The following is an 18,528-nucleotide window of genomic DNA, read 5'->3' as shown; positions in this document are numbered from 1 at the left end:
GACATTTCCCTCGCAGGTCATAAGCGTTACTGCTACATCCCGCCGCGAAAGGCAAAGCTAATGGACGACAAACCGAGAAAACCCTCTGCAAGGGGCAAGCCGCGCGGCGGAAACAACGACCGTTTCCGCTCAGAGAGCGGGCGCGGCCGCACGGACCGTCCCAAGTTCGCCAAGGAGGGAGACTTCAACAAGGGAGCGAACGGCCCGGGAAGCCGTTGGAAGCGCAATGACTCGGATGAGAGTGCGTCGGGCGGTGCCGCCCCGCGCGAATTTCGGCCCAAGAAGCAGGGCGATTTCCGAAATCGTGAAGAGACGAGAGGGGCCGGCAGAGGCGAGGAGCCAAGGCGTTTCGGCCGTGATGGGTCAGAGGGCGGATCGGGCCGGTCCGACCCAGGTCGGCCCTGGCGTGGCGAAGGCCGGTCGGGTGAGGGTTTCGAGCCGCGCGCACCTCGTCCGGGGCGTCGCGAGCGTGAAGACGCGGCCGGTGGCTACAAGCCGCGAAGCACCGAGGGAAGGACGCATACGGGAGAGCGTCCGGAAGGTCGCCGATTCGAGAAACGCTCCGAGCGTCCGGGGACATCCGGTGATTTCCGGCCGCGCGAATTCCGGCCGCGTGAAGATCGGGGCGAAGGCGCCCAGCGGAGCGAACGCCGAGGCGGATTTCGGTCTGAAGGACGTGGTGACCAGCAAAGAGAGAGGGGTCAATTTCGGTCTGAAGGTCGTTCCGGATCTCACGATGACAAGGGGCGGTTCCGTCCCGAGGGGCGCGAGCGGCCTGCATTTGGCAGGGACGAAGCCCGCCCCCGCAAGGAGTTCCACGGCGAGCGTCGCGATCGGGGCGGACCGCCAGCCGAAGAGGCCGCCGGCGAGCGCATCGCCAAGCGGCTGGCGCGTGCAGGAATTGCCTCGCGCCGCGACGCCGAGGCGCTGATCGAAGACGGCCGGGTGAAGGTCAATGGCCGCGTCCTCGATACGCCGGCCTTCAACGTCATGCCTGACGACGCGATCGAGATCGACGGCGCGCCGCTGCCGCCGGTCGAGCGTACACGGCTCTTCCTCTTCCACAAGCCCGCCGGCGTGGTCACCACAAGCCGCGATCCCGGGGGCCGCCAAACGGTTTTCGACGTATTGCCGCAGGATCTGCCGAGACTGATCACGGTCGGGCGTTTGGACATCAACACCGAGGGCTTGCTTCTCCTTACCAACGACGGCGGGCTTGCCCGCACGCTCGAACTGCCGGCCACGGGTTGGCTCAGGCGCTACCGCGTGCGGGTCCATGGCAAGGTCACCCAGGCGGACCTGGACAAGCTCAAGGACGGCATCGCCGTCGACGGCATCTTCTACGGCTCGGTCGAGGCGACCCTGGATCGCGAGCAGGGCAGCAATGCCTGGCTGACGGTCGGTCTGCGCGAAGGCAAGAACCGCGAGGTGAAGAACATTCTCGGCGCCCTCGGCCTGGAGGTTGGCCGTCTGATCCGGGTCTCCTTCGGCCCGTTCCAACTGGGCGAACTTCCCGAGGGCCACGTCCAGGAGCTCAAGGGCCGGACGCTGCGTGACCAACTCGGCGAGCGGCTGATCGAGGAGTCTGGCGCGAACTTCGATGCAGACATCGCGAAGCCCTTCAGCAACCGTCCGAAGGCGCGCGAGGACGATCGGCCGAGCCGCGCCAGCACACCGGAGCGGAAGCCTCTAATCGAGGGCGAGGGCGGGCTAATCAAGAACCGCGGCCGCGGCAGGGACCGTATGCGGGACGACGCTCTGGGACGGCTGACCACAAAGCCGAAGCGGCCCGGCTTTGGCGATGGCCGGCCGGGCAAGCCGGAGCGTGGCCCACGCAAGTTCGGCGAGCGTGAGCAGCGCCCCATCGAGCCGCCCGGGGCGCGCAAGTCCAATGTCTGGATGGCGCCGGGTGCGCGTCCGCAAGGCAAGCACGAAGAGGCCAAGCCATTCGGCGAGCGGAAGGATCCGGCCGGGAAGCGTCCTGGCAAGCCGGGATATGGCCGCGAGGGCGGCGCCGGCGGGCGGCCGCACTCCGGCAAGCCGCGCAGGGACAAATAGGCGACATGCGGATCGTCGGGGGGGAGTTCCGGGGCCGGCCGCTGGCCACGCCGCGCGGCAGCAGCATCCGCCCCACGAGCGACCGCACCCGCGAGGCCGTGTTCAATGTCATCGCGCATCGCTTCGGCGACCGATTGGCAGGCGCCCGAGTGATCGATCTGTTCGCGGGTACGGGTGCTCTCGGCCTCGAAGCGCTCTCCCGCGGTGCATCCTTCTGCATGTTCGTGGAGGAGTCGACCGAGGGACGGGGGCTCCTCCGTGCCAATGTAGAAGCGCTCGGCCTGACCGGCCGCACCAAGATCTTTCGCCGCGACACAACGAAGCTGGGGCAAGTGGGAACGATTTCACCGTTCAACCTGCTCTTCGCCGATCCGCCTTATGGGAAGGGCCTCGGCGAGAAAGCACTTGTCTCTGCTCGCGCCGGCGGGTGGCTACAGCCGCGTGCACTTTGCGTTCTCGAGGAGAGCGCAACAGTTGCTTTGGCGCCTATTCCTGACTTCGAACTTGTCGAACAGCGCTCCTACGGGGAAACGATCGTTCACTTTTTGATGAACGTCTGACTTCTGCCTTTTTCGACATATTCATGGCGGGCAACGGCTTTTCCCCTGATTTCGCGCCCCCATATAAGTCGAAATACTCGTCCAGGAACCTTCATGAACTATCGTTTACATTCGCCGCGCCATTTTGCGGCAGCGGCTCTGATGCTCCTTCTGATTACGTTTCCGACTCAATTCGTACAGGCAGAGGCGGCCAAACAGGAACCCGTAGCCAACTTCGTTCTCGACAATGGCATGGAGGTCGTGGTGATCCCCGACCACCGGGGGCCCATTGTCACCCACATGGTCTGGTACAAGGTCGGCAGCGCCGACGAGCAGCCCGGCAAATCGGGGATCGCTCATTTTTTCGAGCACTTGATGTTCAAGGGCACGAAGAACCACCCCTCCGGTGAACTCGATGCTATGGTGTCATCGATCGGCGGCGAACTGAATGCTTTCACTACCTACGACTACACCGCCTATCATGAAACCGTTCCTCCCAAAGCCCTCCCGACCATGATGGCGCTCGAGGCGGACCGGATGCGCAACCTGATCATCGACGACGCCGTCGTCGCAACGGAGCGCGAGGTGATCATGGAGGAGCGCCGTTCGCGCATCGACGGCGATCCGCAGGCCCTGCTTTCGGAGGAGGTGCAGCCGACGCTCTATAGGAACCATCCCTATCGGCAGCCGGTTATCGGCTGGATGCATGAAATAGAGCAGCTCAACAGCGCCGACGCCAAGGCTTTCTATGACCGCTACTACCGGCCGAACAATGCCGTGCTGGTGGTTGCCGGCGACGTCACGGCAGAGAGTGTTCGCGCCATGGCTGAAGCGACCTACGGGAAGCTCGAGCGCGGTGAGGACCTGCCGCCGCGTGTCCGCCCGAGCGAGCCGCCGAACGACGCCAGTCGCGCCGTGAAGATGAGCGACGCCCGTGTCGGCATTCCCAGTTTCGGGAAATATTGGCTGACGCCGTCGCGGCGGACGGGAGATCCTGGTGAGGCGGAAGCCCTGGAACTGCTGGCCGAGATCCTCGGCGGTGGTGCGCGTAGCCGGCTTTATCAGAATCTCGTCGTGAAGGATCCGGTGGCCGCTGCTACTGGTTCCCAGTACGATGGTGATATGCTCGACGAGACGAGCTTCGTTGTGTACGGCGCGCCCAGGAGCCCGGAGGGGCTGGGTGACCTCGAGCAGCGAGTGGAGAGCGAGATCGCGCGCATCCGCCGCGACGGGGTCTCTGCCGAAGAACTCGAGCGCGCCAAGAACCGGCTGGTGCGGAGCACCGTCTTCGCTCAGGACAAGCCATCCCGCCTAGCCCACATCTATGGCACGGCGCTTGCGACGGGCGCGACGGTCGAGGACGTGCAGGAATGGCCGGAACGCATCCGGGCGGTCACCGCTGCGAAGGTCCAGTCCACGGCGCTGAAGTACCTGGACCCGCAGCGGATGGTCACCTCCTATCTTCTGCCTGCCGCGGAGACACCGAATTGAGCATACATTCCATGACCGCCGGACGGCCGGCGGCGAGCGCAGGTCGCTTTCTCTCTTCCATCGCAGCCACTCTCGGGGTTTTCGCGGTCCTAGTCGTTTCTCCGGCCAAGGCTGAGGTCGAAATCCAGCAGGTGGTGTCCCCCGGCGGCGTATCCGCCTGGCTGGTCGAGGACTATTCGGTTCCAATCATCTCCGTTCGCTTCGCATTTGCCGGTGGAGACTCGCAGGATCCGCGCGGAAAGGAGGGTCTGACGACCCTCATGACCGGCCTCTTCGACGAAGGCGCCGGCGATCTCGACAGCGATGCCTTCCAGACCCGGCTCGATGATTCGGGGGCGGAAATGAGCTTCCGGTCGGATCGCGACAACTTGTACGGCTCAATGCGCATGCTGGCCGAAAAGCGGGACGAGGCACTGGATCTGCTTCGCCTAGCGATCACCGCTCCTCGCTTCGACCAGGATCCGATCGACCGCATCCGGGGTCAGATGATCACGGGGATCCAGAGCGAGGCGAACAATCCCGAGGCGCAAGCGGGCAAGCGGTGGCTCGCCGCGCTCTATGGCGACCACCCCTATGCACGTCCCAGCGAAGGTACGGAACAATCGCTCAACTCGATTACGGCGGACGATCTACGTTCCTTGCACAAGGCGGTCTTTGCCCGCGAGAAACTCAAGATCGCCGTTGTGGGTGCAATCGATTCCGAGACGCTCAAGCTCCAACTCGATCGTCTCTTCGGAACGCTGCCCGAAAAACCCACGCTCGCACTCGTCCCAGACATCCTGCCCAAGCTCGATCAGCAAGTCCGGTTCGAATACAAGCTGCCGCAGACGAGCCTCAGCCTCGCCTATCCGGGGGTGTCGCGCCACTCGCCCGATTTCTTCGCGGCTGTTCTCATGAACCATGTCCTTGGCGGAGGCAGCTTCACCTCGCGCCTCTTCCAGGAGGTGCGCGAGAAGCGCGGGCTGACATACGGCATATCTTCGGCTCTGGTAGACCGCGAGCATACGGACTCGCTTGTGATCAGCACCTCCACCCGGGCGGGCAAGGGGACCGAGACCTTGGGCGTTATAAGAGGTGTCGTGAGAGATATGGCCGAGAACGGGCCCACGGAGGCGGAACTGGCCGCCGCGAAGCAGTATCTGATCGGCGCCTACGCCATCAACAACCTGAACTCTTCGGGGGCGATCGCGTCCACCCTGGTTCAGTTGCAGATCGACGGATTAGGGGCCGACTATATCCAGCGGCGCGCTGGGCTAATCGATGCGGTCACTCTCGATGATACGCGAGCGGTGGCGCAGAAGCTGCTTCGAACAGACCCGGCTGCCCTCATCGTTGGCCCGCCCGAAAAGCCAGCAGGCGAGGGGCACTGATGAGCCCAACCTTCGCTGTTGCGTTCGGCGGGGGAGGGGCGAGGGGCCTCGCGCACATACATGTCATCGAGGCGCTCGATGAACTCGGAATACAACCTGTCGCGATAGCCGGCTCCTCGATCGGCGCTATCATGGGAGCCGGCATGGCGGCGGGAATGTCGGGCCGCGACATACACCACTACGCGTCGTCGCTGTTGGGGCGCCGGGCAGAAGTCGCAAGCCGAATATGGCGCGCCCGGCCCGGTACCTTCCTGGAGGCCTGGCAGGGTGGACTGGGCCTCAGCCAGTTCAACATAGAACGGATTCTAAAATCCTTTCTCCCGGATGCCATTCCCGATCGGTTCGAGGAACTGCAGATTCCCCTCAAGGTGACGGGCACGGACTTCTATGGCCGCAAACTGGCTGTCTTCGAGGATGGCGATCTGCTGTCGGCCCTTGCCGCTTCTTCAGCGATCCCCGCGATTTTCCGGCCGGTCCGACGCGGTGGGGGCCTCTTCATCGACGGCGGCATCTACAATCCCGTGCCGTACGACCTTCTGACCGGACTGGCGGACTTCGTGATTGCGGTCGATGTCGTCGCCGCTCCGGCGATGCGAGCGCGCCGCAAGCTGAGCTCGATCGAACTCATGCTGGGCGCCACCCAACTGATGATGCAGTCGATCATCTCCGGAAAGCTTGAGCATAGCCGGCCCGACATTCTCCTGAGACCACCGGTATCAGGCTATAAGGTGCTCGACTTCCTCAAGGTCGAGGCCCTGCTCACGGAGACGGTGGTCATCAAGGACGAACTTAAGCGCGCTGTCGACAGGCTGATAAATGGAGGCCAGTTGCGGCTGCGGGCCTAAGCAGCCTCTGAGGCGGGGGCCCAGGCCGAACGGGCAGCACCGCGCACGCCGGCTCCGTGAGCACGGCCGGGCTGGCAACGGCGAACCATTGCCTAAGCCGGACCGGAGCAATAGATGGTGCACCAGCAAACGGGAATTTCGCTCCCCATGGACAAGACCTTAGAAACCGCTGCCCTGATCGACCGTGTCTCAGCACTGGTGGACGCCGCGAAGGCGGCGGGAGCCGATGCTGCCGACGCCGTCGTTGTGCGTGGCCGCTCCACGGGCGTATCCGTCAGGCTGGGCAAGGTGGAATCCACGAATTCCGCGGAAGGCGACGACGTTGCGCTGAGAGTCTTCGTCGGCCGGCGGGTCGCAAGCGTCTCCGCCACGGCGGCATCAGATGCGAAGACCTTGGCCGAGCGTGCCGTCGCCATGGCTCGCGTCTCGCCGGAGGACCCGTATCAGGGCCTGGCCGACGCCGCATTGCTGGCGACGGTCGTGCGCGACCTCGACCTCTACGATGCGACCGAAGTTTCCGCTGAGCGGTTGAAAGAGGACGCGCTGGCGGCCGAGGAAGCCGCGCTTGCGGTCTCCGGTGTCACCAATTCCGCCGGTAGCAGCGCCAGCGGCGGCCTCGGCGGCCTGGTGCTTGCCACATCGCACGGGTTTCTAGGCCAGTATGTCGGCACGCGGTTCTCCCGGTCCGCAAGCGTCATCGCGGGCGAGGGCGTCGGGATGGAGCGGGATTACGAGTACTCCTCCCGCCTTCATTTCGCCGACTTGGACGCGCCCGATGAGATTGGCCGCAAGGCCGGCGAACGCGCGGTGAAGCGCCTCAATCCGCGAAAGGCCAAGACCGGTCCTGTAACGGTGGTGTTCGATCCGCGCGTCGCGCGCGGCATCGCCGGCCACCTGGCGGGCGCGATCAACGGCGCATCGGTGGCGCGCAAGACCAGCTTCCTGCGCGACATGATGGGCAAGCAGGTGGCCTCGGCCCAAATCACGGTGATCGACGAGCCGGCCCGGCCGCGCGGACAGGCCTCCAGGCCGTTCGACGGCGAGGGCATCGACGGTCCGACGCTCATCATGGTCGACAAGGGCGTGCTGCAGCACTGGTTCCTGTCGACGTCCGCCGCACGCGAGCTGGGGCTGACCACCAACGGCCGCGGCGCACGCAGCGGCTCCTCGGTGTCTCCGACCTCCACCAATCTTTCCATTGAGCCGGGGGACCAGACGCCGGAGGCGCTGATCAGATCGGTGAACTCGGGCTTCTACGTGACGGAAGTCTTCGGCCAAGGCGTCAACATGGTGACGGGCGAATACAGCCGCGGCGCTTCGGGCTTCTGGATCGAGAACGGCGAGCTTGCCTACCCTGTTTCGGAGGTGACGATCGCCTCCAACCTGAAGGACATGTTCCCTCGGATGGTCCCCGCGAACGATCTCGACCGCAACTATGCCACCGCGGCGCCGACCCTGCTCATCGAAGGCATGACGCTTGCCGGAAGCTGAGCAAATCACACTGGGCGAGGGGCTGGAGGCCGATCTCGATCTCTTGCGTGACGCGGCAAGCCAAGCCGGCAAGATCGCCATGCGCTTTTTCCGGCAGGATCCGGAAGTCTGGATGAAGGCCGGCAGTTCGCCGGTGAGCGAGGCGGATTTCGCGGTCGACCGGTTTCTGCGCGAAAACCTTCTTGCTGCACGGCCCGATTATGGCTGGCTTTCCGAGGAGACCGCCGACTCGGCGGCGCGGCTCGATGCGGCGCGGACCTTCGTCGTCGATCCCATCGACGGGACACGCGGCTTCCTTCAAGGACTGGACCTCTGGTGCGTTAGTCTCGCCGTCGTCGAGAACGGCAGGCCGATTGCCGGCGTACTGGAATGTCCGGCCCGCAGGCACACCTACTGGGCGCTGCCCGGTCGCGGAGCCTTTCGCAACGCCTCCAGGCTGAAGGTCAGACGGCCGGGAAATGAGGTCGAGATCGCCGGGCCTAAGCCGATGCTGGAGGGACTGCCGAGGTCCTGGCAGGAAAGGTTGAAGCGGGTCGGACACATACCCTCGCTTGCCTACCGGATCGCCAGGATTGCCGACGGCAGCCTGGATGCGACCTTCGTCAAACCGAACTCGCACGATTGGGATCTCGCCGCAGCCGACCTGATCCTGAGCGAGGCAGGGGGCACGGTTGTCGACGGCAGGCGGGAACGGCCGACCTATGCAGGACCCAAGGTCTCGCATGGCGCGCTCGCGGCCGGAAGCGGCGAACTCCTGGAGAGCATGGCCGGCGTGATTGCGCGCCAAGCGCACCGGCAGCCGGGTGACTGACGCCCTTTAGGCGTCCGAGTGTTCCAAAAGACCGGAAATTCATCTAGAGCAATGCACGCATTTCAGAGCGACTCAGGATTTTCCCATGGCTGAGCAGGACAGCAAGAAGCAGCTTCTGCACCTTGTCTTCGGCGGCGAATTGAAGTCGCTGAAGGCGACCGAATTCCGCGATCTCGACAAGCTCGACATTGTCGGCATCTTCCCGGACTATGCCTCCGCTCTGGCGGCCTGGAAGGCTAAGGCGCAGGCCAGCGTCGACAATGCACATATGCGTTATTTCGTCGTTCACCTGCATCGGCTGCTCGATCCGGAAGGCAGCGCACCGGGTAAAGCCAAGGAATGAGCGACATTCCGGTATCGCAGCTCGGCGCGGCCGCTCCTGCGAAGAAGAAGAAGCCGCGGCGTCCGGCGGGACCACTGAAAGCTTTCTGGCGGCGTATCCGGCAGCCTTTGGCCGAGTCGCGTTTTGCGAAGGGCGCGATCGCCACCCTGCTCGCCCACGCGCTGAGGTTCATACGCCTCACCAACCCGGCTGCAGAAGGTTCGACCGATCTCAACAAGGCGCATGAGGCGCTGACCCCGGCGATCCTGGCGCTGTGGCATGGCCAGCATCTTCTGGCCCCTACGGTCTACACGCACGGTGAGGAGATCATCGCCATGGTCTCGCGCAGCGCCGATGCGGAGCTCAACGCGCTGGTGTTGGAAAAATTCGGTTTCAAGACGGTGCGCGGCTCCGGCGGGCGCGGCGAGAAGCGCGCCAGCAAGGGTGGAGCACAGGCGCTCGTCGCCATGAAAAAGGCGCTGGATGCAGGCACTAACGTTTGCATGATCGCCGACATACCGCACGGAACGCCACGCCAGGCCGGCATGGGCATCGTGACCCTGGCGCGGCTTTCGGGGCGTCCGATCGTTCCACTGGCGATTGCAACCAGCCGTCGCAAGGTGCTCGAGAGGAGTTGGGACAAGACGACGATCAATCTCCCATTCGGCCGCTCCGCCGTGATCGTGGGAGAATCCGTCCTGGTTCCTGCGGACGCCAGCGAAGCCGAGCTCGAGGCGAAGAGACAGGAGGTCACCGCCAGGCTCAACGAAGCGACAGAGCAAGCCTACCGGATCGCCGATCAACGCCGATGAGCGAGCGCTGGGCACGCACGCTGCTGAACGGCTATCGATTGGCGGGCGCTGCCGTCTATCCGCTGATCGGCCCCTATGTCGCCTGGCGGGCAAGCCGCGGCAAGGAGGATCCTGCCCGTCGCCGCGAGCGATACGGCCGCCCCAGCAAGCCACGCCCGCCAGGGCCGATCGTTTGGATCCATGCAGCAAGCGTCGGCGAGACCAACGCGGTCGTGCCCCTGGTGCGGCGCATCCTCGGCTATGGCGTGAATGTGGTGCTCACGACCGGAACGGTCACGTCGGCGCGCGTGGCTGACGAGCAGTTGGGCGAGCGGGTGATCCATCAATATGTGCCGCTCGATCTCAAGCCTGCGGTGGATCGCTTCCTGGACCATTGGGCCCCCGACCTCGCCATAATGGCGGAGTCGGAGATATGGCCCATGACCATCCTGGAACTTGGCGAACGCCGGGTGCCGCAGGTGCTCGTGAACGGCAGGCTCTCCGACCGATCGTTCCAGTCGTGGAAGAAGCGGCCCCACATCGCCGAAGCGCTGTTCGAGAACCTTGCCCACGTCGTCGCCCAATCGGATGTCGACGGAGAAAAGTTCCAGGCTCTGGGGGCGCGCCCTGTCACGGTATCAGGGAACCTGAAGGTCGACGTCGCGCCGCCGGCTGCCGACGACGCGGCGGTGGATCTGCTGCGCAGCCAGATCGGCAATCGCCCGACCTGGGCGGCCGTCTCCACGCATGACGGCGAGGAGCAGGTCGCGGCGGAGGTTCACCGCATGCTGCGCAACCGACATTCGGGCCTTCTCACGATCATCGTGCCGCGTCATCCGGAGCGAGCGGGGGAGTTGGCCAGCCAGATGTCGGGAATGGGACTGAAGGTGGTGCGCCGGACGAGTTCCGAGTCGATCGCGCCGGATACCGACATTCTGCTCGGCGATACGATCGGCGAGATGGGCCTTTACCTGCGCCTGACCGAGATCGCCTTCGTCGGCCGCTCGTTGACCGGAGAGGGCGGCCAGAACCCGCTCGAGCCAGCCATGCTGGATACGGCTGTCCTGTCGGGACGCAACGTCCAGAACTTTCGCGACGCTTATCAAAGGCTGCTGGACGGCGGCGGCGCGCGGCTGGTCCGCGACAAGGAAATGCTCGCCGGTGCCGTCAACTATCTGCTGACCAACGAGTCGGCGCGCCGCGAGATGATGGCCGCGGGCGCCACAACGGTCGAGGCCATGCGGGGCGCACTCGATAAGACGCTGAGGGCGCTGGACCCCTTCATCCATCCGCTCGTCGTGAAAGCGCGGCTGGAAACCGCCAACGGGGGCTGAGTGTTTTCGCAAGCCCCAGCCTTCTGGTCGAAGCCGGACTGGCGCGTCGCCGCGCTATCCCCGGTTGCCCTCGTTTATGGTGCGGTTGCGCGGCGACGGCTGGTCACCGCTGCGCGCAGGCAGGTCGAACTACCCGTGCTGTGCGTAGGCAATTTCACGGTGGGTGGGTCCGGCAAGACGCCGGTCGTCATTGCGCTGGCGCTTGAGGCCGGCCGTATGGGACTGAAGCCGGGCATCCTTTCGCGCGGCCACGGCGGACGCGCACGAAAACCTCTGCTGGTCGAACCGGAACGCGACGGCGCCGAGTTGGTCGGAGACGAGCCGCTGCTGCTTGCCCGCCACGCACCTGTCGCCGTCACGCCGGATCGGACCGCAGGAGCCCGCCTGCTCGAGGAACAGGGCTGCGACTTCGTCATCATGGATGATGGATTCCAGAGCGCGCACATCCACATGGATTTCGCGTTGCTCGTCGTAGACGCAGCGCACGGCGTCGGCAATGGCCGGGTCCTTCCAGCCGGTCCGCTGCGGGCGCAGATCGTCGATCAGTTGCGCTATGCGGACGCGGTGCTGCGTCTGGGCGACGGTCACGCCGCCGACGAGGTCGTGCGCGCCGCCTCGCGCGCGGGGAGGCCGGTCTATGACGCCGCTCTCGCCCCTCGAACGCCAGACCGCTTCGCCGGGAAGAGGGTGCTCGCCTTTGCGGGTATCGGCCATCCCGAGAAATTCTTCGTCACCCTGCGCGGCATCGGCGCGGACATCGTCGAGGCCCGATCATTCCCGGACCACCATGCGTTCAAGGAAGAGGAGATCCGCGACTTGCTAACGACGGCCCGGGACCAGGGCCTGGCGCTGGTCACCACCTCGAAGGACGCGGTGCGGCTGGGCGAAGGACCGGCGAGCGTGGAGATCAGGCAGGTGCTCGAGGTGGTTGAAGTCGAAGTGGACTTCGCCAGTTCCGAGACCCCTCGGCGCATTATCAGCCAAACTCTTGAGGCCTGGCGCCGGCGCAAGTCCTCGCTCTGAGCAGGATATCCCGTCTGAACTGCAAGTCGCGGATCAGCCGCGCTTGCGCAATGACGGATTTAGATCGAGTTCGCGCTTCAACGAAGCATTGGCATCGACATAGGGCTCCTGCCGCGCGACGCTCCAATACTTCAACTCGTCCAGTTGGATGCGTTCGCCCGTAACGGCGCAGCGCACGAAGGACCCAGGGCTGGTGACCTGAAAGTCTCCGTCAAGATAGCGAATCCCGGCTTCTCGTGCGCCCGGGCCCTCGAAGCGGTTCATGCAATGGTCCCTTTCTATCGGCTCCTTCCGCCACAATTCACCGGCGAGGTCAAGCGCCCCAGATGCGGCGCTTTAGTTCGCATCTGCAGTCGCGGCACGACTCTTGCAATCACTGGAGCAGCATCTGAGGGTACCACAATTGGGCGCGATGTCCGGCTGGCCGAACCTCATTCCTGCACGGCTCTCAGCGACAATTGAACGAGACGCCCTTCTTGCTCGCGGAATCGTCAGTAATGAGCTGCCGCCGTTCCATGTACGGCACGCGGATGCCTGGGCTCGTACAGTCCGAGGCGGGCGCCGCTTGGCAGAACGACCTCGGTGAGCAGTCCCCAACCCTCGTCGGAAACACCCCCGCATTGAATGTTGTGCGCCGTCAGCTCTTTGACGGTGGCCTGGATGTCCTCGCACGTCAGGTAAAGATCGTGCTCGCTTCCCTCCGCTGTGGGATGTACCGCGACTTCGGCCGGCGGAAGCGCGAAGATCAGCCAGCCGCCTCCGGCGTCTACGGCAGGGAAGTTGAGGACGTCTCGGAAGAAGCGCCGATCAGCCTCCGGGTCTGTGCTGTAGACCACGACATGCGCACCTGAGATCATGATGCACTCCTCTGGCCGGCTCGGCCGAAGCATTCAATGGTCGAGCGCTAACCTCAGCGCCGCCCGAACAGCCTCTCGATGTCGGCGAGCTTGAGCTCGATATAGGTCGGTCGGCCATGATTGCATGTGCCGGAACCGGGGGTCACCTCCATCTGCCGAAGCAGCGCGTTCATCTCGTGGGGCAGCAGGCGCCGGCCGGAGCGCACTGAGCCATGGCAGGCCATGGTGGCGGCGATGGCGTTAAGGCGCTGCTTCAGGGTCTCGACCGTGTCGTGCTCGGCGATCTCGTCGGCGAGGTCTCGCACCAACTGCTCGACGTTGGTCTCGCCCAACATTGCCGGCGTCTCGCGCACCGCAACCGCGCATGGCCCGAAACGCTCCAGGCCGAGACCGAAGCGCTTGAGCGTCTCGGCGTGCAGCGAAAGCCGCTCGGCATCTTCCTCGGCTAGATCGATGATTTCCGGCAGTAGTAGCATCTGCGCCGGCAAGGGACGGGAGGCGAGGGCCTCTTTCAGGGCCTCATAGACCAGCCGCTCATGCGCGGCGTGCTGGTCGACGATGACCAGCGAATCCTCCGTCTGGGCGACGATGTAGTTCTCGTGCACCTGCGCGCGTGCGGCGCCGAGACGGAAACTGGCTGTTGAAGGTTCGGCATCCTGTTGCGAGGCGCGCGTGTCGGCGCTGGCAAGGGGACCGGCTTCGAACACGGCCTGCGCTGCCTCGGCGAAACCGTCGAGCGGCCGCTGATGCGAGCGCAGCGGATCGAAGCCGGGACTGCCGTGGAAAGAGGGATTGTAGTGGCGATGTCCATTCGCCGGCCCGGGGTGCCCGAACGGGACCGGTCCTGGGCGGAATGCGCCCAGCATGGCGGCTGCACCGGTGGTAGCAGGTCGGACCCCCGCCGCGGCCAGCGCCTCCTTGATGGACCCCACGATCAGGCCGCGCACCAGCCCCGGGTCGCGAAAGCGAACATCCGCCTTCGCCGGATGCACGTTGACGTCGACTAGCGCCGGGTCGAGCGAGAGGAAGAGCGCGGTCACGGCGTGCCGGTCGCGGGCAAGCACGTCCGCAAAGGCGCCGCGGATCGCCCCGGCGATCAGTTTGTCGCGCACCGGACGGCCATTCACGTAAACGTATTGCTGCAGCGCATTGGCGCGCGAATAGGACGGGACGGAGACGTGACCCTCGAGCCGCACGTTCTCGCGCTCGGCGTCGATCTCAACCGAGTTCTCCGGAAATTCCGCCCCAAGCACTTGGGCGACGCGACGAAGACGTTCGTCCGTGGGCGCGAACTCGAGTGTCATGCGGTCGCTGCCGGACAGGGTAAACCGCACGGCGGGGAAGGCGATGGCGATACGGCGCACGATATCGGCGATCGCCGATGCCTCGGCGCGCTCGCCCTTCATGAACTTCAGCCTTGCTGGCGTGGCATAAAAGAGGTCGCGCACCTCGACGGTGGTCCCACGATTGGCGCCCGCCGGCCGCACAGGCGAAACGCGTCCCCCTTCGACGGAAATTTCGACCGGCTCACCGGCGGCGGTCCGGGACCGGATCGAAAGGCGGGATACCGCGCCGATCGACGGCAGCGCCTCGCCCCGGAAGCCGAGTGTGCGAATGTCGTCGATGCCGTTGGCGAGCTTGGATGTGCAGTGACGCGAGACCGCCATTTCGAGTTCGTCAGCCGGGATGCCCCCGCCGTCGTCGCTGACGCGGATCAGCGTCAGCCCGCCGCCGGAAGTCGCGATCTCGATCCTGGTCGCGCCCGCATCGACGGCATTCTCGACCAATTCCTTGACCACGCTTGCGGGACGCTCGATCACCTCGCCGGCGGCGATCTGATTGATCATAGTTTCCGGAAGAAGGCGTATTGGCATGGATCGAGAATACCCGGATTCGCCGGCATTCGAACAGGCCATGAGTCGGTCCTGCCTAAGAGAGCCGGGCAGCCTTTGTCATGCCTCGCTTCGTGCCTATACACTGGGCCGGAGCTTGTTCACATGGACAGTTCAGTGCCGAGCCGCCCGACGAGAACCCGTCTGGATGGCTTAATAGGGCGCCTAACCGCGCAACGCGACATACTGGACGAGGTCTGTCCGCACATCCCCGCCGATGGACCTGTGATTGAACTCGGGCTGGGCAATGGGCGGACCTACGACCATCTGCGAAGCCGTCTTCCCGGCAGGCGGATCATCGCCTTCGATCGCGCGCTGGCGGCCCATCGCAGCAGCGTGCCGCCGGAGGAAGACCTCGTGCTCGGCGAAATCCGCGAAACAACGTGTTCCTATGCGGGAACCTGCGCGGCGCTTGTTCATGCGGATATTGGCACCGGATATGCCGAGATTGACGACCAGACGGTGCAATGGCTTCCTGATCTCGTTGCCCGGCTGCTTTGCCCTGGTGGCATGGCGGTGAGCGGCCTGCCGCTAGATCATCCCTGGCTCGAACCTTTGCCGCTGCCCGACAGCGTGCCGGTCGGGCGATACTTCGTCTACCAGTTGCGGACGACGAGGAGGCCAGATCGAACAGGCGCCTAGTCGATCCAGCCTTTGGTGCGACTGCCTGATATGCGTCATCGAGCGCCGCGAGATCGCGGCCAAGAGACCATGTCAGCCTCTATCATCGCTACAGGCATAGTACTGGAAGTGATGATGGACGCGACCACGCCCTCTGAGCAGACTGAGAAACGGGCCCGAGCAGGCCGCAGCGCACGGCGCGAGCAACGCTCCCACGGACCGCAGGGCCTCGGCCGGCCCTATATCGTCCGCAACATCCCGACTTACGACATCCTTTCGGAAGAGGGCCTCATCCGCATCGAGGAGACGGCGGACCGCATCCTTGCCGAAATCGGGATCGAATTCCGCGACGATCCGGTTGCCCTCGACCACTGGAAGAGGGCAGGGGCCAAGATCGACGGCGTGCTGGTGAAGTTCGAGCCGGGTATGTTGCGGGAGATCCTGAAGACCGCGCCGGCGAGCTTCACGCAGCACGCGCGTAACCCGGCCAAGTCGGTCGAGATCGGTGGCAAGAGCGTCGTCTTCTCGCCGGCCTATGGTTCGCCCTTTGTCATGGATCTCGACAAGGGCCGCCGCTACGGCACGATCGAGGACTTCCGCAACTTCGTGAAACTGGCGCAGTCCTCGCCCTGGCTGCACCACTCCGGCGGCACGATCTGCGAGCCGGTCGACGTGCCGGTGAACAAGCGCCATCTCGACATGGTCTATGCCCATATCCGCTACTCGGATCGCGCTTTCATGGGCTCGGTCACGGCCGAGAGCCGGGCCGAGGATACAATTGACATGGCGCGCATCGTCTTCGGCGAGGAGTTCGTTGATGCGAACTGCGTCATCCTCGGCAATGTCAACGTCAACTCGCCGTTGGTCTGGGACGGGACCATGACTACCTCGCTGCGGGCCTATGCGCGCGCCAACCAGGCAGCCGTGGTAGTGCCGTTCATCCTCGGCGGCGCGATGGGGCCGGTCACCAATGCCGGCGCTATCGCCCAGTCGCTGGCCGAGACCATGGCTGGCTGCGCGCTGACCCAGCTCGAGCGGCCGGGTGCGCCCGTCATCTTCGGCAACTTCCTTTCTTCGATGTCGCTGCGTTCCGGCTCGCCCACCTTCGGGACGCCGGAACCGGCGGTCGGCTCGATGGTCATCGGCCAGCTCGCGCGGCGGCTCGGCCTCCCGCTCCGCTGCTCCGGCAATTTCACCACCTCGAAGCTTCCCGACGCGCAGGCCATGAACGAGGGCACCGTGTCGATGCTGGCGGCCGTCCATTGCGGAGCCAACTTCATCCTGCATTCGGCCGGCTTCCTCGATGGACTTCTGTCCATGTCGTACGAGAAGTTCATGATGGACACCGATTTCTGCGGCGCGCTTCACACCTATCTCGACGGGGTCGTCATCGACGACAACCAACTGGCGCTGGACGCTTTCCGCGAGGTCGGGCCGGGCAATCACTTCTTCGGCTGCGGCCATACCATGGCGAACTATCAGTCCGCGTTCTGGGACTCGGAGCTAGCCGACAACGAGCCGTTCGAAAAATGGGAAGCAGCCGGCTCCGTGGATGCCGCCACGCGCGCCAATCGCCGCTGGAAGAAGGTCCTCGCCGAATATCATGCGCCGCACCTGGATCCGGGCATCGACGAAGCGCTGAAGGATTTTATGGCGCGCAAGAAGGCATCCATGGAAGACGCCTGGTACTGAGGCGTTGTAGCCGACACGTAGCCGCCTTGAGCTCTCGCACCAGCGACTACGCGCTGGCGCGGAAGGGCTAGCCGCGTCCGCGATAGGGCGGCACACCTGTGTCCGGGAGCCAGGCTCCCTGGGGCGGCTCGCCGGTCTGCCAGAACACGTCGATCGGGATGCCGCCGCGCGGATACCAGTACGCGCCGATCCGCAGCCAAAGCGGCTTGGCGGCCGCAATGAAGCGGCGGGCGATCGCCATCGTGCAGTCCTCGTGGAAGGCACCGTGGTTGCGGAAGGCGAACAGGAACAGCTTCAGCGACTTCGATTCGACCAGTAGCGCGTCCGGCGCATAGTCGATGACGATGTGCGCGAAGTCGGGCTGACCCGTGACCGGGCAGAGCGACGTGAACTCCGGACAGGTGTATCGCACGATGGTGGGCGGGCCATCGCCCTGCGTGAACGGCACCGTCTCCAGCACGGCTTCCTCCGGCGAAGTGGGCGCCTCAGTCCTTCTTCCCAGTTGGGTCAACTCATCGGTAGCGGTCATCGTGAACCCCCAGAGATCTGTGCGTCGTTCATGGACCGCAACTTAGTCAGTCTGCCGGCATTTGCGAGGGTCGAGGCGGTTTTCATATGGGAGGAGCGGGAACGTACCGAGCTACGTTGAGGAACTGCACCGTGGCGAGCCCGTTCGGGGGGAGCGGGAGGTCTCGAAACGGAGGATTGTCATGGCTATTACGATCACCAGACGCGCGACCCTGGCTCTCGGGGCCGCCGCAGCAGCCGTCACGCTGGCGCGGCCCTCGCTTGTCCGAGCCGCGGCGCCTTTCGAGCAGCCGCCCTTGCCCTACGAACAGAATGCGCTCGAGCCGCAGATTTCGGCGAGAACCGTGGGCCTTCACTACGGCAAGCACCACAAGGGCTATTTCGACAAACTGAACCAACTGGTGCCCGGAACGCCTTACGCCGACATGAGCCTGGAGGAGGTGGTGGCGGCTTCCAAGCGCAACGGCGACGACAAGATCTTCAACCAGGCGGGACAGGCCTGGAACCACAACATCTATTGGGAGCAGTTCACGGGCGGACCGGCCAAGGCGACCGGCGCGTTTGCAGAGGCGATCGAGCGGGACTTCGGCGGCGAGGACAAGATGTTCGAGGCATTCCGCAAGGAGGCCGACGGTCTGTTCGGGTCCGGCTGGGTCTGGCTCGTAATGGATGGCGACAAGCTGGCGCTAAAGTCCTACCAGAACGCGGGCAATCCTCTGCCCGATGGATTGAAGCCGCTAGTCGGCATCGACCTGTGGGAGCACGCCTACTATCTCGATTACGAAAACAGGAAGGCCGAGCACATCGCGGCGGTGCTCAAGGATCGCGTGAACTGGCAGGCAGCCGGGGAGCGCATGACGTAA

At 64.7% G+C, this 18,528-nt stretch carries 19 protein-coding genes; 15 read left to right on the top strand and 4 right to left on the bottom strand.

Going from position 1 to position 18,528, the window contains the following annotated elements:
* Nucleotides 1–226: 226 nt before the first annotated feature.
* The 12 genes from HUI96_RS30010 to lpxK all read left to right on the top strand — a co-directional run bounded on the left by HUI96_RS30010 (nt 227) and on the right by lpxK (nt 12,075).
* Complete coding sequence (locus tag HUI96_RS30010; RefSeq protein WP_337917905.1) at nt 227–931, top strand: hypothetical protein; 705 nt, start codon at nt 227–229, stop codon at nt 929–931.
* The gene (locus tag HUI96_RS30005) at nt 874–2,058 is read left to right on the top strand and encodes a pseudouridine synthase (protein WP_337917895.1); all 1,185 of its coding nucleotides are present in this window, start codon (nt 874–876) and stop codon (nt 2,056–2,058) included. Before HUI96_RS30010 ends, HUI96_RS30005 begins: the two co-directional genes overlap by 58 nt.
* A 5-nt stretch (nt 2,059–2,063) precedes the next feature.
* Nucleotides 2,064–2,618, top strand: coding sequence for a 16S rRNA (guanine(966)-N(2))-methyltransferase RsmD (rsmD, locus tag HUI96_RS01985; RefSeq protein WP_188252935.1), 555 nt, complete (start codon nt 2,064–2,066; stop codon nt 2,616–2,618).
* Between the two features lie 93 nt (nt 2,619–2,711).
* Nucleotides 2,712–4,088, top strand: coding sequence for a M16 family metallopeptidase (locus tag HUI96_RS01980; RefSeq protein WP_188252934.1), 1,377 nt, complete (start codon nt 2,712–2,714; stop codon nt 4,086–4,088).
* Nucleotides 4,085–5,458, top strand: coding sequence for a M16 family metallopeptidase (locus tag HUI96_RS01975; protein WP_237683907.1), 1,374 nt, complete (start codon nt 4,085–4,087; stop codon nt 5,456–5,458). Before HUI96_RS01980 ends, HUI96_RS01975 begins: the two co-directional genes overlap by 4 nt.
* Nucleotides 5,458–6,303 (top strand): patatin-like phospholipase family protein, encoded by an 846-nt coding sequence (locus HUI96_RS01970; protein ID WP_188252933.1) that lies wholly within the window; start codon nt 5,458–5,460, stop codon nt 6,301–6,303. The genes HUI96_RS01975 and HUI96_RS01970 overlap by 1 nt, the downstream gene beginning before the upstream one ends.
* Before the next feature lie 147 nt (nt 6,304–6,450).
* Nucleotides 6,451–7,794, top strand: a complete 1,344-nt coding sequence (locus HUI96_RS01965; protein WP_188252932.1) for a TldD/PmbA family protein — start codon at nt 6,451–6,453, stop codon at nt 7,792–7,794.
* Complete coding sequence (locus HUI96_RS01960; protein WP_188252931.1) at nt 7,781–8,605, top strand: 3'(2'),5'-bisphosphate nucleotidase CysQ; 825 nt, start codon at nt 7,781–7,783, stop codon at nt 8,603–8,605. Before HUI96_RS01965 ends, HUI96_RS01960 begins: the two co-directional genes overlap by 14 nt.
* Before the next feature lie 85 nt (nt 8,606–8,690).
* The gene (locus tag HUI96_RS01955; protein ID WP_188252930.1) at nt 8,691–8,948 is read left to right on the top strand and encodes a DUF4170 domain-containing protein; all 258 of its coding nucleotides are present in this window, start codon (nt 8,691–8,693) and stop codon (nt 8,946–8,948) included.
* Nucleotides 8,945–9,739 carry a lysophospholipid acyltransferase family protein gene (locus tag HUI96_RS01950; protein WP_188252929.1) on the top strand — a complete coding sequence of 265 codons (795 nt, stop codon included), beginning with the start codon at nt 8,945–8,947 and terminating at the stop codon, nt 9,737–9,739. Before HUI96_RS01955 ends, HUI96_RS01950 begins: the two co-directional genes overlap by 4 nt.
* Entirely contained in the window at nt 9,736–11,052 is a 1,317-nt protein-coding gene (waaA, locus tag HUI96_RS01945; protein ID WP_188252928.1) for a lipid IV(A) 3-deoxy-D-manno-octulosonic acid transferase, read from the top strand. The genes HUI96_RS01950 and waaA overlap by 4 nt, the downstream gene beginning before the upstream one ends.
* Complete coding sequence (lpxK, locus tag HUI96_RS01940; protein WP_188252927.1) at nt 11,053–12,075, top strand: tetraacyldisaccharide 4'-kinase; 1,023 nt, start codon at nt 11,053–11,055, stop codon at nt 12,073–12,075. It begins immediately after the preceding gene.
* A gap of 33 nt (nt 12,076–12,108) precedes the next feature.
* On the opposite strand, the gene HUI96_RS01935 is transcribed toward lpxK, so the two are convergent.
* The 3 genes from HUI96_RS01935 to mutL all read right to left on the bottom strand — a co-directional run bounded on the left by HUI96_RS01935 (nt 12,109) and on the right by mutL (nt 14,806).
* A complete protein-coding gene (locus HUI96_RS01935) occupies nt 12,109–12,339 on the bottom strand; it encodes a DUF2093 domain-containing protein (RefSeq protein WP_188252926.1) in 231 nt (76 codons plus the stop codon).
* Between the two features lie 227 nt (nt 12,340–12,566).
* Nucleotides 12,567–12,932, bottom strand: a complete 366-nt coding sequence (locus tag HUI96_RS01930) for a VOC family protein (protein ID WP_188252925.1) — start codon at nt 12,930–12,932, stop codon at nt 12,567–12,569.
* 53 nt (nt 12,933–12,985) lie between these two features.
* Nucleotides 12,986–14,806 (bottom strand): DNA mismatch repair endonuclease MutL, encoded by a 1,821-nt coding sequence (gene mutL, locus HUI96_RS01925; RefSeq protein ID WP_188252924.1) that lies wholly within the window; start codon nt 14,804–14,806, stop codon nt 12,986–12,988.
* Nucleotides 14,807–14,929: 123 nt separating this feature from the next.
* On the opposite strand from mutL, the gene HUI96_RS01920 reads away from it, so the two are divergent.
* Together HUI96_RS01920 and HUI96_RS01915 are read left to right on the top strand one after the other, a co-directional pair.
* Nucleotides 14,930–15,466, top strand: coding sequence for a class I SAM-dependent methyltransferase (locus tag HUI96_RS01920; RefSeq protein ID WP_188252923.1), 537 nt, complete (start codon nt 14,930–14,932; stop codon nt 15,464–15,466).
* Nucleotides 15,467–15,580: 114 nt separating this feature from the next.
* On the top strand, nt 15,581–17,137 hold the full coding sequence (locus HUI96_RS01915) for a trimethylamine methyltransferase family protein (RefSeq protein WP_237683934.1): 1,557 nt from the start codon (nt 15,581–15,583) through the stop codon (nt 17,135–17,137).
* Between the two features lie 67 nt (nt 17,138–17,204).
* On the opposite strand, the gene queF is transcribed toward HUI96_RS01915, so the two are convergent.
* Nucleotides 17,205–17,666, bottom strand: a complete 462-nt coding sequence (queF, locus tag HUI96_RS01910; RefSeq protein WP_188252922.1) for a preQ(1) synthase — start codon at nt 17,664–17,666, stop codon at nt 17,205–17,207.
* A gap of 181 nt (nt 17,667–17,847) precedes the next feature.
* Between queF and HUI96_RS01905 the strand changes: the two genes are divergently transcribed.
* Nucleotides 17,848–18,528, top strand: a complete 681-nt coding sequence (locus HUI96_RS01905) for a superoxide dismutase (RefSeq protein WP_210319992.1) — start codon at nt 17,848–17,850, stop codon at nt 18,526–18,528.

The sequence above is a fragment of the Pseudaminobacter soli (ex Zhang et al. 2022) genome (assembly GCF_014595955.1).
Lineage (GTDB): Bacteria > Pseudomonadota > Alphaproteobacteria > Rhizobiales > Rhizobiaceae > Kumtagia > Kumtagia pseudosoli.
The sequence above is the reverse complement of the archived record's forward strand: the minus strand, read 5'-3'. Positions and strand labels throughout refer to the sequence as shown.

Coding starts and splice junctions, on each gene's coding strand:
- HUI96_RS01935 (WP_188252926.1), bottom strand. CDS start 12,339: ATGAACCGCTTCGAGGGCCCGGGCGCACGAGAAGCCGGGATTCGCTAT.
- mutL (WP_188252924.1), bottom strand. CDS start 14,806: ATGCCAATACGCCTTCTTCCGGAAACTATGATCAATCAGATCGCCGCC.
- HUI96_RS01950 (WP_188252929.1), top strand. CDS start 8,945: ATGAGCGACATTCCGGTATCGCAGCTCGGCGCGGCCGCTCCTGCGAAG.
- HUI96_RS30010 (WP_337917905.1), top strand. CDS start 227: ATGACTCGGATGAGAGTGCGTCGGGCGGTGCCGCCCCGCGCGAATTTC.
- HUI96_RS01920 (WP_188252923.1), top strand. CDS start 14,930: ATGGACAGTTCAGTGCCGAGCCGCCCGACGAGAACCCGTCTGGATGGC.
- HUI96_RS01905 (WP_210319992.1), top strand. CDS start 17,848: ATGGCTATTACGATCACCAGACGCGCGACCCTGGCTCTCGGGGCCGCC.
- HUI96_RS01955 (WP_188252930.1), top strand. CDS start 8,691: ATGGCTGAGCAGGACAGCAAGAAGCAGCTTCTGCACCTTGTCTTCGGC.
- HUI96_RS01980 (WP_188252934.1), top strand. CDS start 2,712: ATGAACTATCGTTTACATTCGCCGCGCCATTTTGCGGCAGCGGCTCTG.
- HUI96_RS01965 (WP_188252932.1), top strand. CDS start 6,451: ATGGACAAGACCTTAGAAACCGCTGCCCTGATCGACCGTGTCTCAGCA.
- waaA (WP_188252928.1), top strand. CDS start 9,736: ATGAGCGAGCGCTGGGCACGCACGCTGCTGAACGGCTATCGATTGGCG.
- rsmD (WP_188252935.1), top strand. CDS start 2,064: ATGCGGATCGTCGGGGGGGAGTTCCGGGGCCGGCCGCTGGCCACGCCG.
- HUI96_RS01930 (WP_188252925.1), bottom strand. CDS start 12,932: ATGATCTCAGGTGCGCATGTCGTGGTCTACAGCACAGACCCGGAGGCT.
- HUI96_RS01970 (WP_188252933.1), top strand. CDS start 5,458: ATGAGCCCAACCTTCGCTGTTGCGTTCGGCGGGGGAGGGGCGAGGGGC.
- queF (WP_188252922.1), bottom strand. CDS start 17,666: ATGACCGCTACCGATGAGTTGACCCAACTGGGAAGAAGGACTGAGGCG.
- HUI96_RS01915 (WP_237683934.1), top strand. CDS start 15,581: ATGGACGCGACCACGCCCTCTGAGCAGACTGAGAAACGGGCCCGAGCA.